This is a genomic window from Bacillus sp. NPDC094064 (assembly GCF_050279585.1).
In the GTDB taxonomy this organism is placed as follows: domain Bacteria; phylum Bacillota; class Bacilli; order Bacillales; family Bacillaceae_G; genus Bacillus_A.
In genome coordinates this window covers 194177-210330 of record NZ_JBNNUI010000007.1, presented here as the reverse complement: position 1 = coordinate 210330, position 16154 = coordinate 194177, and the positions used below count along the sequence as shown (strand labels likewise).

Annotated in this window: 17 protein-coding genes and 2 pseudogenes; 5 read left to right on the top strand and 14 right to left on the bottom strand. The window is 36.0% G+C overall.

Annotation, left to right across the window (positions count from 1 at the left end; genetic code table 11):
* The first annotated feature begins 140 nt into the window (after nucleotides 1–140).
* Together ACQKNI_RS17590 and ACQKNI_RS17585 are read left to right on the top strand one after the other, a co-directional pair.
* Nucleotides 141–1028 (top strand): DMT family transporter, encoded by an 888-nt coding sequence (locus ACQKNI_RS17590; RefSeq protein WP_427282554.1) that lies wholly within the window; start codon nucleotides 141–143, stop codon nucleotides 1026–1028.
* Nucleotides 1029–1271: 243 nt separating this feature from the next.
* A complete protein-coding gene (locus ACQKNI_RS17585) occupies nucleotides 1272–2651 on the top strand; it encodes an aldehyde dehydrogenase (protein ID WP_427282553.1) in 1380 nt (459 codons plus the stop codon).
* Between the two features lie 229 nt (nucleotides 2652–2880).
* Here ACQKNI_RS17585 and ACQKNI_RS17580 read toward each other — a convergent pair whose 3' ends face one another.
* The 7 genes and pseudogenes from ACQKNI_RS17580 to ACQKNI_RS17550 all read right to left on the bottom strand — a co-directional run bounded on the left by ACQKNI_RS17580 (nucleotide 2881) and on the right by ACQKNI_RS17550 (nucleotide 7097).
* Nucleotides 2881–3204, bottom strand: coding sequence for a hypothetical protein (locus ACQKNI_RS17580; protein ID WP_427282580.1), 324 nt, complete (start codon nucleotides 3202–3204; stop codon nucleotides 2881–2883).
* 31 nt (nucleotides 3205–3235) lie between these two features.
* Complete coding sequence (locus ACQKNI_RS17575; protein WP_427282552.1) at nucleotides 3236–3361, bottom strand: hypothetical protein; 126 nt, start codon at nucleotides 3359–3361, stop codon at nucleotides 3236–3238.
* Between the two features lie 103 nt (nucleotides 3362–3464).
* Entirely contained in the window at nucleotides 3465–4754 is a 1290-nt protein-coding gene (gene dnaB / locus ACQKNI_RS17570) for a replicative DNA helicase (protein WP_427282551.1), read from the bottom strand.
* Nucleotides 4751–5620 carry a DnaD domain-containing protein gene (locus ACQKNI_RS17565; RefSeq protein ID WP_427282550.1) on the bottom strand — a complete coding sequence of 290 codons (870 nt, stop codon included), beginning with the start codon at nucleotides 5618–5620 and terminating at the stop codon, nucleotides 4751–4753. The genes dnaB and ACQKNI_RS17565 overlap by 4 nt, the downstream gene beginning before the upstream one ends.
* Nucleotides 5621–5816: 196 nt before the next feature.
* Entirely contained in the window at nucleotides 5817–6143 is a 327-nt protein-coding gene (locus tag ACQKNI_RS17560; RefSeq protein WP_427282549.1) for a nucleoside triphosphate pyrophosphohydrolase, read from the bottom strand.
* A gap of 124 nt (nucleotides 6144–6267) precedes the next feature.
* Nucleotides 6268–6411, bottom strand: a pseudogene (locus ACQKNI_RS17555) (nucleoside triphosphate pyrophosphohydrolase); the annotation flags it as partial.
* A 41-nt stretch (nucleotides 6412–6452) separates the two neighbouring features.
* Nucleotides 6453–7097: a hypothetical protein gene (locus tag ACQKNI_RS17550; protein WP_427282548.1), complete on the bottom strand. Its 645-nt coding sequence runs from the start codon at nucleotides 7095–7097 to the stop codon at nucleotides 6453–6455.
* A gap of 502 nt (nucleotides 7098–7599) precedes the next feature.
* Between ACQKNI_RS17550 and ACQKNI_RS17545 the strand changes: the two genes are divergently transcribed.
* The 3 genes from ACQKNI_RS17545 to ACQKNI_RS17535 are packed head-to-tail and all read left to right on the top strand — an operon-like array spanning nucleotide 7600 to nucleotide 9344.
* Complete coding sequence (locus ACQKNI_RS17545; protein ID WP_427282547.1) at nucleotides 7600–8058, top strand: hypothetical protein; 459 nt, start codon at nucleotides 7600–7602, stop codon at nucleotides 8056–8058.
* A 15-nt stretch (nucleotides 8059–8073) separates the two neighbouring features.
* Nucleotides 8074–9129, top strand: a complete 1056-nt coding sequence (locus ACQKNI_RS17540) for a serine/threonine-protein kinase (protein WP_427282546.1) — start codon at nucleotides 8074–8076, stop codon at nucleotides 9127–9129.
* A gap of 56 nt (nucleotides 9130–9185) precedes the next feature.
* Nucleotides 9186–9344, top strand: a complete 159-nt coding sequence (locus ACQKNI_RS17535; protein WP_427282545.1) for a hypothetical protein — start codon at nucleotides 9186–9188, stop codon at nucleotides 9342–9344.
* Between the two features lie 134 nt (nucleotides 9345–9478).
* On the opposite strand, the gene ACQKNI_RS17530 is transcribed toward ACQKNI_RS17535, so the two are convergent.
* The 7 genes and pseudogenes from ACQKNI_RS17530 to ACQKNI_RS17500 form a co-directional block, all read right to left on the bottom strand.
* Nucleotides 9479–9784 carry a hypothetical protein gene (locus ACQKNI_RS17530; protein ID WP_427282544.1) on the bottom strand — a complete coding sequence of 102 codons (306 nt, stop codon included), beginning with the start codon at nucleotides 9782–9784 and terminating at the stop codon, nucleotides 9479–9481.
* Between the two features lie 458 nt (nucleotides 9785–10242).
* Nucleotides 10243–10587, bottom strand: a complete 345-nt coding sequence (locus ACQKNI_RS17525) for a hypothetical protein (RefSeq protein WP_427282543.1) — start codon at nucleotides 10585–10587, stop codon at nucleotides 10243–10245.
* Between the two features lie 524 nt (nucleotides 10588–11111).
* Nucleotides 11112–11273 (bottom strand): hypothetical protein, encoded by a 162-nt coding sequence (locus tag ACQKNI_RS17520; protein ID WP_427282542.1) that lies wholly within the window; start codon nucleotides 11271–11273, stop codon nucleotides 11112–11114.
* A 241-nt stretch (nucleotides 11274–11514) separates the two neighbouring features.
* Nucleotides 11515–11640 (bottom strand): annotated as a pseudogene (locus ACQKNI_RS17515) (IS6 family transposase); the annotation flags it as partial.
* 202 nt (nucleotides 11641–11842) lie between these two features.
* Nucleotides 11843–13249: a UvrD-helicase domain-containing protein gene (locus ACQKNI_RS17510; protein WP_427282541.1), complete on the bottom strand. Its 1407-nt coding sequence runs from the start codon at nucleotides 13247–13249 to the stop codon at nucleotides 11843–11845.
* A gap of 15 nt (nucleotides 13250–13264) precedes the next feature.
* The gene (locus ACQKNI_RS17505; protein WP_427282540.1) at nucleotides 13265–13444 is read right to left on the bottom strand and encodes a hypothetical protein; all 180 of its coding nucleotides are present in this window, start codon (nucleotides 13442–13444) and stop codon (nucleotides 13265–13267) included.
* The gene (locus ACQKNI_RS17500; RefSeq protein WP_427282539.1) at nucleotides 13441–16149 is read right to left on the bottom strand and encodes a hypothetical protein; all 2709 of its coding nucleotides are present in this window, start codon (nucleotides 16147–16149) and stop codon (nucleotides 13441–13443) included. Before ACQKNI_RS17500 ends, ACQKNI_RS17505 begins: the two co-directional genes overlap by 4 nt.
* Between the last annotated feature and the right edge of the window lie 5 nt (nucleotides 16150–16154).

Below are 16154 nucleotides of genomic sequence, written 5' to 3'. Positions count from 1 at the left end.
TGTATAAACCTATTGGACCGGATTATACAATAGCCTCTTTCTTATAGAGAAAAAACCGTCGATAAATTTCTATTTAAAATATTCTGAATTAATATTAAGATATAAATGGACTATAAATTATACATAACGAGGGAATTAAAATGAGAACTCAATTAAAAGCAGACCTAATGCTACTACTAGTTACATTTTTTTGGGGTGCATCCATCCTACTTACAAAGCTTGGACTTGATGACATAGAAGAATATAATTTAATCGCATTACGATTTATTATTGCCTTTCTTTTATCAGGTTTACTATTTTACAAACATGTATTCAAGATCGATTTTAAAACTGTAAAATATGCATTTATACTCGCTTCTGTCTTATTTATCGTGTACATTTTCGCAACATTTGGTACAAAGTATACGAGCGTATCTAATGCAGGGTTTTTACTATGTCTCACAGTCATTTTCATTCCGATACTATCAGCCATCTTTTTAAAACACATCCCTGAAAAGAAAGTTATAGTAGGAATTATTTTAACGATAATCGGAATCGGCTTATTAACATTAACGAATGAATTCAAGATCGGTAATGGCGATATATTTTGCATACTATCTGCCTTATTTTATGCGATTCACGTCATCATTACCGGAAGCGTAACAAAACATGTAAATTCCATTGCACTAGGAGTAGTGCAGCTCGGTTTTGTCGGCCTATTTAGTCTTATTTTTTCATTCATAATAGAAACACCAAAACTTCCTAGCACGATCGACTCATGGCTTATCATCTTAGCCTTAAGCATATTTTGCACCGCAGTCGCATTCATCGTGCAAGTAATCGCCCAGCAATACACGACGCCTACGCATACAGGACTTATTTTTTCATTAGAACCCGTCTTTTCCGCAGGGTTTGCCTTCGTTTTCACAGGTGAAACACTTACAGGAAAAGGATACTTAGGGGCAACGCTTATATTAGTAAGTGTGTTGATTGCTGAGGTGGATTTTAAGGGGTTGTTGAAGCTTAATTATAAAAAGAATATGGAATAAATATTACTCCAAAATAAATAATCACACATAAGAATATTCAGGTGACTGGAACATATCGTACTATACCCTTTATTCAGCGACAGGAACTTTATTTCCTGTTGCTGATGTTCGTTTAAAATAAAGCTCAATCAGAAATGTTTTACAACCCCTTATTTAAGAAGCCATTTTGAAAAAAGTTTAATCAAAACTCTCATTGATTGACATGGTATGTGAATATTTGCTTGCTATTGGAGGGATTTCCTAATGGTTAATGATATACAACAACTTCTTCAAGAACATAGACAATTTTTCCATCATGATCATACTAGAAGTCTTCAATTTCGGATTAAACAATTAGAAAAGCTAAAATACTCCATTCAAAAATATGAAAGTCAAGTGCTGAGCGCATTATATCAAGATTTACACAAAAGCGAGTTTGAAGCATACGCTGCAGAAGTTGGCTTCGCATTTAACAGTATCAATTTTATAATAAAATACCTAAAACAGTGGATGAAACCTCAAAAAGTAAAAACACCTATTCATTTTGCACCATCCAAAAGTTATATAATAAAAGAGCCATATGGTACCGTGCTAATTATTGGACCTTTTAATTATCCATTCCAATCAATAATTGAACCTCTCATTGGGGCAATTGCGGCAGGAAATTGTGTAGTTCTCAAGCCTTCAGAAAATGCACCTAATGTTTCAGCTGTTATTAACAAAATGATAAGTGAAACATTTGATAAACAATACATTCGTGTAATTGAAGGAGGCCGGGAAATCACTTCTTTATTGATTCATGAACCATTTGACCATATCTTTTTTACTGGTAGCATTCAAGTTGGAAAGATTGTCATGGAAGCTGCAGCAAAAAACCTTGTACCAGTAACATTAGAACTTGGCGGAAAAGGACCAGCCATTGTCGATGAAACTGCCAACCTCGATATAGCAGCTAAGCGCATTATCTGGGGAAAATTCATAAATGCTGGCCAATCCTGTATTGCCCCTGATTATGTTATTGTACATAAATCTGTCAAAGTAAAACTAATTTCGAAAATGAAAGAAATCATTACAAACTTTTATGGATCAGATGTATTAAAAAGCGATGATTACGGGCGAATTATTAATGAGAGACAATTCGATAGACTTATTTCTATATTAGAGAAAGACAAAAATCATATAGTATTTGGTGGGAATTCATCTAGAAGCCATTTATATATTGAACCAACACTTCTTGCAGTAAAATCATGGGATAATGCAGCTATGAAAGAAGAAATTTTCGGACCGATTTTACCAATTATGGATTACAATGATTTAGATGAAGTCATTCATATGGTTAACACCCATCCCAAACCGTTAGCTTTGTATGTATTTACTGAAAATAAAAATGTTGAAAAGCAGATATTAGGACGAATTTCTTTTGGAGGAGGATGCGTCAACGATACGATGTCACATATGGCTAATCTCCACTTACCTTTTGGCGGGGTAGGAAATGCAGGATTCGGTGCCTATCATGGCAAACATGGTTTTGATGCTTTTTCACATCGTAAAAGCATTTTAAAGAGAAGCTCAAGGATAGATTTAGGGCTTGTATTTCCACCGTATAGGAACAAAATTAAAATTTTGCGAAAGATTTTTAAGTAATAGATTTGTTAAACATTAATGTTGATATAAAAAAAGAAAGAATAAAGGGAATCCAGTAGAATGGACTCCCTTTGCCTTGTAACAACCGGATCCCTTGCATTTATTCCAAGCTTTGTCGTATTTCCTCTTGGTCATACATTAGTCCAACACGGTACAGGCCTGCAGCACTTATGTCCACATTAATGTCAGAGCGCATAAAAAAAGGGCAATGACTGACATTGCTCCTCTGTTAATGGGATAAACGCTTCTCCCACTCTTTCACCTTTTCAATTGTTACATCTAATTTCTTAGCCACTTCTTCTATACTCATTCCCTTAAAGAGCATTCCAGCTGCCGAAAGTGCTTTATCAATCTCTTCTTGCTTCTCCTGTTCATATAAACGCCCCACTTTTGTCATCCGTAACCACTCCTTTACTTTTTTCGCGTATTCTTCATCAATAAATTTATCTGTAGCTACAAGAATTCCAGCAATAACTTGAATTTGTTCTTGCTCATCGGAGATACACTTTGCTACTTCTATCGGATTCATTACCTCACTTGTATAAATAACCACGATTCAAATATCCGGTAACTCTTTATTCTTATTATAATAACGATACATAATTTGATTCGCATAATCCATATGCTTCAAGCCCTTTATCCCTATGACATTCACTTAAAAACTTCATAAGAATATCTTTATTATGATAAGAAATATCATTCCCTGCCAATAGCTAATCCCCCTTAACTATTAGTTACCATTTTCTTTATTATATAACTTATGAAATTAGCGTTACAACTTTGGTTCACATGCAAATACTATTTTCAAAACAACTACTTCACCCTCTCCACAAACCGCCCAAACTCCTTCAAAAACCGTAGCTTAAAACTGCCCACAGGTCCATTCCGATGCTTCGCCACATGAATCTCCGTCATCTCTTTCTGCATCGTTTCCTTATCGTAATAATCTTCGCGATACATAAGCATAATCACATCCGCATCTTGCTCAATTTGTCCCGTCTCTCTTAAATCAGATAAAAGAGGGCGCTTATCTTGACGCGACTCTACCGAACGAGACAATTGCGACAACGCTACTACACAAACATTTAAATCACGCGCTAACAACTTCAGCTTACGAGAAATCTCACTAATCTCCTGAAATCGATTGCCCTTATGCTTCTGATCACCCGTAATAAGCTGCAAATAATCTACAATAACTAAAAGCTTCTTATCACCGTGCTTCCTCTTTAACTTACGCGCTTGCATCCAAATATCTTGCACCGTAACCCCTGCATTGTCGTAAATCTCAAGCGGCAGTTCACCAATCTCCGCAAACGCCATACTCACCTTTTCCCAATCTTCCATCGCAAAACGATGCTTTGGATTTTTCAACCTACCTCCTGACACTTCCCCGACGCAAGACGCCATCCGTTTTAACAATTGTTTACTACTCATCTCTAACGAAAACAACCCAACCGCCGCTCCAGACTTCGCCGCATGCATGCCAACATTTAGCGCAAACGCAGTCTTCCCCATAGAAGGACGCGCACCAAGAACGACAAAATCACCTTCCTGCAATCCGCACGTCATTTTATTTAACGATGTATAACCAGTCTCAATACCCGTAATCTCTTTCGCATCTTGATGAAGCTCCTCATACAAACCAACTAACGCATCCTTCAAATCAAACTCACATACACAGTCCTTTTCCTCTAACTCACAAAGTGCCGTAATCGTCTCACCAATAACTTTCTCATCCTTCTCCGCAATAAGACGCTCTCCCATCTTGTGCCCGAGAACACCCGCCTGATACATTTTCCAAGCACCTCGAACAAGCCCTTCATAATAAGAGAAGTTGGCAGTCGTAGGCACAACATCCATTAACCCTATAAAATACTCCATTCCCCCGATCCCCTTCAAAAAATTCGGATCCACCCTAGAAATGAACGTCACAAGATCAATCGGTTGCCCCTCATCTTCCATTTTTCGCATTAACTGAAATATAGACTTATGCACCGGCATAGAAAAATACTGCTCCGTCAAACGGCACTCCTTAATAAGCTCTCCATCAAGTAATAGAGAACCTAACACCGTCTTCTCCGCCTCCACATTTTGAATACTCATGGCCGCCACCCGCGCTCCGCTAAAAAGCGCTGCAACTCTTCCTCTGACGGCACACTCTTCTCCCACTCCTCACACTTCGCCAAAAAATGCTCCGTCTCCCCCGTACTAACAGACGACCCCTTCTTCCTAAACTGAGCCATATCCGCCTCAACCTCACACACTTTCGTAAACCCTTTCCCGTGCCACCCCTTCAAAATCCCCTTCACATAAGCAACCGCCCGCTTATTATTCTCAAACGCAATTTGAAGAGCCTTCAGCACAAGATCCTCAGACAAATCAACCATCCATGCACTCAATTCCTCTACAGTATGAGGAGACAAACTACCGAAATGTTGCTCATAAAAAGAAAACACGCGACCTCCCGTTTCCTCCTCTACAACCTCTTCTTCCTCTTCTTCCTCGGCCTCCTCACAAACCGGCTCAACATCATCCACAGCCAAATCACCAGGCATACCGAAATGTGCTAAAAGCATCGGAACATTCAGCTCCTCCTCCACGCACTTCTGAAGAAACATATGTACAAACTCCTTATTCTTCACACCCTTAAGCTCACGAAGCACACACTTCTCCACATTCGTATTCGTCACAGGATTATAACGAAGCCAATTTAAAACAAACAACTCCCTCGTATCCGCATCATAAAGAATCTTCCCATAATCAACAAAACGCTGCAAAAGCTTATCAACAGTCTCCCTGTTATAGCCAGTCTCCATCTCAGCTAACCGCTTCGGAAAAGGAAAAATCCCACACTGCGTCGTCTTCGAACAAGTTAACAAGTAAACATAAAAATACCGCTCCTCCGGCGTCAAATCCAAAACAAAATCATCCTGCCAAAAATTCACCTGCACATTACGATACACCGCCATCCAAATTCCTCCCATCCTCATTCAAAAATGAAAATTCCTCTTTGTACTATATATAGGAAGGAGGGCCGGGTTTTTGGCGTGTTATTTCAAAATTTTTTTGACTACTACTACGGTGTTTGTAGTTGTTTTTGTTTTTGTTGTGTTTTTTCTTAGTGATTTATTACTTGGTAGGGGCTTGTAAGGGGCTTAGGAGGGGTTAGTTATCGGTTACTTCGATTAGGAAGACCCGATCTGAGAAGCCACCTCTTTCTTCTGCTTTCTTTTTTCGGATGTTGTTGATTTCTTCTAGTGTTGTGCCTTCGTGTTCGGCTAGAGCGTTGATTAGTTCTAGTAGGTCGGATAGTTCTTCGAGTTTATGTTCTTTTGTTGTTGCTTCTAGATATTCAGTTAGTTCTTCTTGTGTTTTGTTGCAGATTTCTTTTATGTATTCGTCTTTGGGTAGGATTCTTGTTGTGGGTGTTTTTCTGTTGGTTTTTATTATTTGGGGGATTTTGTTTCTGATTAGTTTGTTGTAGGTTGGCATAGGATTTTCCCTCCGTTTTCTTTTTCTTCTATTATAACGGAAAAGCAGTTTAACTAGTTGTTAAACTGCTTCATTGCTTCTTTTACGATGTTTGTTCTTGTAGTTGTTTTTGTTTTGTTTTTTCTTAGTGATTTATTACTTGGAAAGGGCTTACGAAGGGCTGATTATCGGTTACTTCGATTAGGAAAACTCGATCTGAGAAGCCGCCTCCTCGTTCTTCTGCTTTCTTTTTTCGGATGTTGTTGATTTCTTCTAATATTGCACCTTTTGATACATTTACAATTCGGAATAACAAAAATTATATATAAATCATGAGTTAATACTTATGTATAAATCAGTTAATTCTTTTGGTAAAGCAAGATTTTTAGGAACATTCAGTTCTTCCAAAATTTTATAAGGAGTCGTTCCATCTGCTCTTTGCATAATTGTATTTATAGTAATATTGTTTGGGTTTGTATATGCTACATAGATTGATTCGTAATATCTACTAAATGGTAATTTAACACTCATAGCATTATTTGTAATTGGATAATTAATTTCTTCCTGTAAAGTTATCCAGTATATTAATGTTTTAAATTCTTCAAAATCATAAATTTTATTTTGAAGAATGATATTAAATCCTGGTACTGGAGACTTGGCATTAATACCATTTTCATATATTGCTTTTAAAATAAGAGCCATACATTCCGGAAAATTCGTTTGAAAAGAACAATAATTGAAAATATCATTACAGATATGTGAATGCTTCAGTTCTTTACCCAAAAAAGTTAACTTATAATCACCGACTGCCTTTTTGTAACCTGGATAATATAACACAAGTCCTGGGATAATTTGAGGAGCAGGCTGGAAACTATACAAGTGTTTTACTGCATCCCTCTTTGCTTTAATATGTGCATCAGGCACCGTATATTTAACCATTTGCTTCATAAAATTTGCTTCATCTTCATACCACATTTAATTTTCTATCCTTTCCACAGATACTATTCAGCTTTTCGTATAAACAAAGATAATATTTCGACAAATTCTATTGATCTCCTGCTTCATCAATCCCCCTCTCTTTTCTCAATCATTTAAAAACTATACTAATCCATTATCCTGCCAATTTACAATTGGTCCTTTAGGTAACCATCCATTTATTTCTTCACTACTCTATTGTTCGTCAGTCCTAAATTGAATTATTTCATCCAAGTTATACGATACTTTAAACCTGTTATAACAGGTTCACCTCCTCTTATCCTTTGTTATTGCAAGGTTTCTATTGTTTTTCATTTCTTTAAAGCGGTTCCTTAATGATTAAAAATCAAGATGCTCTACTCCCTAATTTAATCGATATAACACCACATAAAAAAGAAAGTATTTACATTTATTAAATAACAATGTTAAAATTTTGTAATGTTGAATTTTAACAATTTTAACCTATTTATATGAAAAAATGATTAGTTTTTGGAGGTTCTAAATGAGGACATTAGGTATAAGGGTGGCCCCAAAATGCATATATTTTTCCGTTATTGAATCAAATGGTGCAATAAATATCTTAACCGTTGATATCATACATGTACCCAAAGCTTTAGATGTGCCAAGGTCCCTTTCTTTTATTCGTACTACAATCATCTCTATTATACAAGAGTATGGAATTACAAAAGCTGGTATGAAAGTATACGAGGGGAATGCACAAAAAACAAACCCTTTCCGCTTAAATATAGAAGGTGTAATACTGGAGCTTTTAGCTAATTCTTCAGTTGAAAATTATTTTGAAGGGTATATCAGCTCGATTGCCAAAAGATTAGAATCAAAACCTCAAGAAATAAAAGCTGTACTTGATGGTGAACAAAATCCTTTGGAAGTACCCAATTGGTCTCAATATAAAAAAGAACAAAGAGAAGCCATTTTAACAGGCCTTGCCACTTTGTTTTAAAAGCAGGTGAATTGATTGTCATTATTAGTAACAACAGAACTTAAATTTGAACAGATAAAAGAAATTGGACAAGAAGGAAAAAATTCCAATGTTCATCTCGTACATGACCCACAATTAAACGCTGAATTGGTTGTAAAACGTATTAAGAAGGATAGTATGAAAGTAGAAGAATACTTTAAAGAAGCTCACATTTTATATAACTATCCACACCCTAACATTGTTGAAATCAATTATGCTTCATCAGAAGAAGGGTATGTGTATATTGCTATGCCACATTATAAGAACGGATCTATCAATTCTCTTATGGAACAAAAATCTTTAACCGTTCGTGAGATTATTCAATATTCTTTAGACTTTTTATTAGGTCTACATTTCATTCATACACAAGGGCTTATCCATTTTGATGTCAAACCTACTAACATATTAATTAATCACTCCAATCGAGCTTTAATAACTGACTTCGGATTAGCCAAATATATTGATATTGATGCTACTGCTAGCCCTGAAATGACATATATGCCACAGCAAACACCTGAATCCATAACTCAGCAGGATCTGACTCTTCACGCTGATATATATCAATCAGGCATTACTTTATATAGAATGTGCAATGGTAATTATGTGTTCCGTCAACAACTAACTCAATATCACTCTATGGATGCATTTGATGACGCTGTAAAAAAAGGAACTTTTCCAAATCGAAAATTTTACTTACCACATATACCAAAGTCGCTTATCAAAGTTATTAATGATATGATGGAGCCGGATCCAGACAAGCGACCACAAAACCTTCTCATAACAATAAATGCTTTATCAAAAATTGACAAAAATTTAGATTGGGAATACACTATTGATAACGAATCACGAACAGAAGTTTGGTCATTAGAGAAAGAAAAAACTAAAGATAGTATAATTTTATCCTTTAATGGGCAGGAATGGTCTACTAAAGGCGAGAAATTATTAAAGACATCTGGAAATACTCAGCAAATTCACGCTTTTAAACACACAAGCATCACTTCACAAGCTGATGCATATAATATAATAGCAAAATTGATTTCTAACCACACATGATTTATATAAAAAGGAGGATTGGTTAAATGAAAAAGATTAGTGTAGGAATAAAAACTATGTCGCGAGAAAATTTAGCCAATCCGTTCCTTAATGATACAGTAAAAAGTCGATTAAAAGCTAAACAAGCGGTTAATCTTGGGAATAACTCAAAGGTAATCAATTTAGGTAACGGTTACGTAAAACGAGTAGTTATCGATAAGTCAAAAACTCATTAATAAAAAAGAGAGTAAGTACATTTACTTACTCTCTTTTTCATCTTTATAATCTTTAAATAAGATAGAGACCATCACTTGATTCCTCATTATGTATAACCATTGATTATGTCTTTAATTTAGTCCCTTAGCAATTTTCACGTGAAATTTTTCACCTTTCGCTTATTTTTCTTAAACATGATTTTTATAATCACATGCAAATCGTCTAATTCATCTCCTTGTAATATGTCTGATACATCATTGCTGCTTATTTTTCTCGGACCTCTAGCCCCTTCCACCATATAACCTTTTTCATTTAATTTAACAGCTACTTTCGAAACATTATTATCTAAAGCATACTCATATATTGCCGCTGTTTCCAAAGAAATTACTTTATAGTTTGAAACCAATTCAATAAAATCATTTAATTTTTCAACCTGCTCTTTCGCTTGTTGTAAGTTCATTTTTTCTTCCTCACTCATCTCCTGTGAAATATAAATGCATAAATTATATCATTTGAAACACTTGATATTACAGCTAACTTTTCAATACAAAAAAATCCGCATGGCTTACAGTTTTATCATTATTAGTAGCAGTTCTTTCTGTTTATTTTACTTACGTCCAGTTAGAAAAGAAACCTGGACATTTGTTGCATATCATAGAAACACTCTTTCACTAATTGCACAATTTTCTACAAAATCAGGTGTTCTTACGTAGAGTATCCAAATTTCTACGCATTACATTACTATCTATACCACAGTAATACAATTACATTACTCATTACATAACCTTCAAATTTTCTTTATTATTATATGATGATTATCCATATAAATATATAGATATGGAAAAATGGAGAAAAAATATTCCCTAAAAAATCCTTTGGAAAAAATCACCCGCCTTTCACAGGCGGTTTTTTTCGTATTCATTCCTCACCCAACACGTGCGCCTTCAGATATAAATACGCAGCTATCTCCTCTTTTGTCATTCCTCTGTCGGCACACACTCCGTCTAACAATACCCATTCGGAATCTCCTACGAATTTTCTAAAGCGTTTCTTATCCTCGTCAACCAACAACATCGTAGCTAACTCCTCCGTACTTGTTATGGTGCGTTTCCGTCCTAGTTCATCGATATAGAATATGAATATTTCGTTATCTGAGCGATACACCTCAAATTGAAATGTCTGCTTCCCTCGCTTCACCTCGATAGGGTACCACTTCAATTCTCCGTAACCTGGCATAGATATTTCGTATAGGGCACGTGTCATATTTTTGCTCCTTTATCGTTATGTAATAATTACAAGACTAAGTTTATCAAAGTACCATTAAGTAACCGTTAAGCTGGCATTAAAGATTTTAGTATACATTTACTCTACGTCAACCATATCCTTAAATTCAAATGTACGTTTGTTACGGATATGGTTAAATAAAAAAGGCCGCCTCCAACTACAGAGATGACTTAACTTACGATATACTAACGCACATTTACATACGCTTTACTAGATGTAATGTGATACGTATTCCCTTTCGAATTGTGGCCTTTATTTTAGCCAGATGATTTGTCTATCAAAATTGCTAAGGCTATCAGCAATATAACGTTTTGACTCTGAAGATAAATTAAATACATCCCACATCCCTAAATCAATAATTCTTAATTTTTTGCTTCTTGATTCCAGAATAGGTGCTCCAATTTAAAATCCCAATCATATCTCTTCTTTTGAATGCCCATAGACACTGCATCTCTGTATTGATCTTTTACCATTATCAATTCACCATTAGTTATTAAACCTTGCTAAATCAATTGAGAAATATCCTTCCCGCCTACCTTTTCCATAATTAAAAAGGCACCTTCTTCATAAGCATAAAGCGCAGGAAAAAAATCAATTCCATTTAAGTCTAAAAGAGCTTGTATATCCGAATCTCTTGCTGCTTTCTCGCCTTGAATCCATTTCACGACTAAATCAAATCCAACGATTTCATATACAATTCCTCTATTCCCCTGTGAAGCTAGCTTTTTAAAAACTGGGTTTGTTTCTAACTATACAAAATCCATCGAGTTTTTTAAGAGCGCTTGAAGGTTTGGTGCAAGACTACTAAAATGACTAGTGGTTTTCAAATCTAGGTTCCCCCTGTAACATTTCTATTTTAAAACAACCAAAATACTAAATATATTTTACATCGAACTACAAAGAATAGAACAAATGCCCCCATGGCATAATAGTTGCATGAGCCAAGAATAACCCTAATTTATCCATATTTTCCACTAAATCACGAAAGCTTCAGTTGTAAAGTAGGTACCAACGTACAACTAACAATATGATACCTGTTTAATAGTATTTCCTCTTAAATAAATTCTCCATTTTCATTTTTTCAACATTTTCGCACCAAAACTAAATTCTTTATATTACCACAATCTATATTAAACTAATAAAAACGATGCTTTCATGTCACTAAAAAATAAATATTATCACAAAGAAAGCAACCAGTTTGTTGGTTGCTTTCTCATTACTTAGGAATATAAAATTACATTACATTCTTATTATAAAACTTGGAATCAATCTCCTTCAGCAATGAAGAAGGCTGATTATAATAATAGAGCTGTAAATACGTCTTGGCACGAGTGATGGATACGTAAAGAAGACGACGTTCAATTTCCATGTATTCCTCATCTTGAAGTTCTTGATCACCGGTATCATCCACTAAATCTAAAATAATAACATAATCAAATTCTAATCCTTTTGCAGAATGAAAGGTTGTGAGTTTGACCCCAGCGGTATGAGCATTACCTTGATCCTTTTTAATGTACTCATGAGGAATTGATTCGGCTTGTAACGCATAGTAAATCCGGTTAACACTTTTCCATTCCCTTGAGAGAACCCCTACCGTTTTATCTGGATTCTCCTGTAGTAACATCTTTATCGTGCTAACGATTGCCGTATCTTGTTTTTCTCTTGTATGACATTCATATACATCTGGTACAGGACCAGTGTACTCTGGTAGGATAGGCATTACATATTCCTCGTCTTTAATAATAGAATCATGTAGTTGCAGACTATATGCCATTTGAATAATCTGTTTCGTTGACCGGAAAGAATTTTGTAAAATTTTTGTTCTTCCCCCTAGAATATTAATACCTATTTCTTTCCAGGTAAATGACGTCTTATAAATTTTTTGTCCTTTATCCGCTGCGACTGCAAATCCTTTTTTGGCAATAAACCGTAGTAGCATCAGCTGAATCTGCTGCAAGTCCTGTCCTTCATCAATCATGACTTGATCAAATTTATAGGCATCCCTTATCTTTTCTTTATTTTCGAGAAGCGTCAATGCAAAATCATCATAATCTATTTTCATAGAATTTCGCTTCACATTCTCATACTCTTCAAAAACACGATAAATAATCTTACGATCTGGCTTCGTCACCCTAACCGAACTTCCTCTTCCAGTCCGCGACACATCTCGATATTCAGTGAGATTCTTAATTCCTTTTCCTTTAATCCATGAGATTTCCTCAGCTAAAAATTCCCTAAATTTTTCTTCTGTGACAAAACGATGTGTGGAATCCTGTCTAACAATTGCAATGGCATTTTGCAGAAAATCCTTTTGGTCTTTCATATTTGTTACAAACAGTCTTCTTTTTTTCGTCACATCTCGCAAGGCGCCGGCTGCCCAACCATGAAAAGTATAAACAAATAGATTATGCGGGCCAATTTGTTCAGCAATTATCTTGGCGTATTGACTAAGCGTTTTATTATAGGTAAAAAGTCCAATTCGAATGGAAGGATCTTTTCGAATCATTTTTTTTGCTTTATTAAGCAGCACCGTCGTTTTACCACTGCCAGCAATACCTTTTATTAATAATTCTTCCCCATCATAATTAACGACTTCCTTCTGTTTATCCGTCAACTGATGTTCAATTGCAGTTAAAGTCATGATTTCCCTCCATTTTTACCAATCATCATCATCGGCATTAATTGCATCCAATAACGATGGGACAGAATTGCTTTTCTCTATTATTTTCATCACATCATCCAGATTTCCACGGATGTCCCCTTCAAGCTGTGCTTTATCGATTTTCGGCTTACTGATACGCCACTCTTTGGCCATTCTCTCCCATATGGTTGTCATTTCATCCGCTTCCTTTCTGCGTCATCAACGGGATGAAATGCTTCAGGGCAAATTAGATTATGTGGACAATAACGGCATTTGTCACTTGGAGTCGCTTCCATCTGGACTGGGTGTTCTTGCATCTGTTTTTCAAATTCCTCTCTCAAAGTTGGAAGAATGGTATCAGGCTGTTTATAGAGCTGTCTTATCGCAGCCGCAACAGCCTTGCTTTCCTCATCCGCCTTGCTGTTTTGAAGAGCGGGAAAGAGAAACAACTTGCGCAAATCACTAAACTCCTCTTCTTGTCCATATGGCGTATATCCCCCATAGTGCTTTTTCGCCCAATTTCGATACTTTAGGTTTTCATCCGTAATCAAGTTCAATTTAAATTCGTTCCAATAAGGGAAAAGTTTAAACACTTCCTCCTTAATCTTCTCATCACCTAAATTCGGCAATAAAGCACCAACTGCCTTTAAAAGGTTACCAAATAGAAATTCATGAACAAATTCGCTATGGAATGTCTCCGAATTTCCTGATAGATAACTATAATAAAATCTTCGTGGACAGAATTTGAATTCCGCTAAAGCATCAATCGGATAGGCTAAGAAGGAATCAAGTTCCTGCTTCGTGATTTCTCTCTTAAGCTTTACATCCATCCATTCTTCCTGCTTATCCTGACCTTCGCTATTTGGATTCAAGTTTAGTTGACTTAAATAAACAGCTTTATCAAGGTTCTTTTTATCCTCAAATTGAACCATCCACGATAATTCAAGCCTCTCAGAAAATTGAAGTAGATTATAGACCAAGTATCTCGTAATCTCCTTCACATAGTCATTTCGTAAAACTTGAAAAGACAATGGGATATTCCTTTTGGCCAGATCATGGAAGACATAATCACTCAGTGGCCATGGAAGCTTAAACTCAGAATAAGGAAGACTATTTTCATCAAGTCCTGTCACATGAGTGATACCGTTTTCCTTGAAAGCTTCCCCATCAATTTCAATAAACGGCCGAATTAGCTCTTCCTCATGATAATCCTTTTGTAAATGCCCCGATAAGTATAGACTAATAGCAGTACTAATATCCCCCACATGAAAGGCACCAATATCAGGAGTTGTCTGTAAGGTTTTCTTAAGCTGGTCAATCAAGTCCCTTTCTTCCTTTAAAATTTCCTGCTCAAGGTACGGATTAGATGCATCGACCAGTTGACGAAGCTTAGAAAAATGGTTAGCAAGTGAAATCCGTTCTTTTCCATCACCGAACAAGTCAACAGCAATTTTAAAAATCATATTCATAAAATGTACCAATTGAAGAACGTCCTCTTTTGCTGTCGCAAAATGCGAAAACATCGCAAATGGACTCGAAACCATTCTTTGAAAAGGATCATCCTCTTCTTGTTTAAATACCGGGAGAACATTTTCGAGGATAGGGAACAAATCCTTTATCCTTTCATCCCATGATTCTTTTGTCACGCACCCCTGAAAAAAGGGAAGCACGTCTTGAAGAATCTTTGTACACTCTCTCGCATTTTTCTTCGTTCCCTTATCATACAGCCACCCCGAGGCAAAGCATTCAAATAGACCATTCTCCGTCAAAATCAGGGTCTCCTCTTCCTCACTCCACATTTGATGAAGCTGGTAAAGAAATTGCCCAATCGGAAACCCAAGAAAATGCCTTTTAGCCTTGAATAGTTCTGGGTAATATTCCTGTAATCGATTGTTCAAGGAAGTAGCATTTGGGGCAAGATACGTCTTATATACTGTCTTTTCGTTTCTATCTTTTTCAAGATTAGTTTCATAATCTTGAAGAAAGGTATAAAAATCCTGAAAATCCTTGACCCTTAAATACGCTGGTTTCTTATAACCTTCGATTCGTTCTCCTTCAAAATCAGCCAGAAACTTATCGGCTAAGGTCCGCTCTTGTCTCAAGTGCTTCTCAATCTCCCACTGATTCCTATCTAACCAACCATGTCTTTCATTTATGAATTTCTCAATAAACAAAAACGTCTCTGGATACCGCTCGTCGTAAAGATTCAAAAAGACGATGTTCACTCCAGCTTCTTTTAACAATAAAAATACTCGCTGCTGTTCAGGCGTCATAAAGTAGAAACCGTGAAGAACAATCGTATCAAAACCGACCGAATGGTTAATCTTATGAAAGTCGATCTCTTTCTTATCATAAGAATGTTCAATCATATCTTCGATTATATTATTCCAACGATTAACCAATATTTTCTTGAAACCAAAAGTAAGAAGATTTCTTACTTCCTTGATGGATGGATTCACTTCGAATTTCTCCCAAATATTAACAAATATTTTCTCCTTCGTGGAAAGAACGAGTTCGTCATCATCTAAATCAGCAGGGGTTACTCCTGCTAATTCCATCATTCGAATGGTTTCAAGCACATCTATCTGATTACGGCGAAACGACGAAAGGAAGTTCTCTTCTAACATCATCTCGTTTTGGATAATCTCTGATAGGTGCAAATATTGTTTTAATTTCGTTTCTGAGCTGGACCAATTCCCCAGCAAGCTTTCTATCAATTGAATCGAACTTACAATCGGAGCGCTGATAAATGGGTGATTCTGCTGTTTTTGATATCGTTCATAGACCCCTTCCCTCATGTTTTTGGTCGCACATACATGAAGAACATCTGTATAAGGCTTGAGGCCGTCTAATCGGTCAAGAGTCTTAGGATTGGTATAGGTTACCACTTTACACTTCATACGAG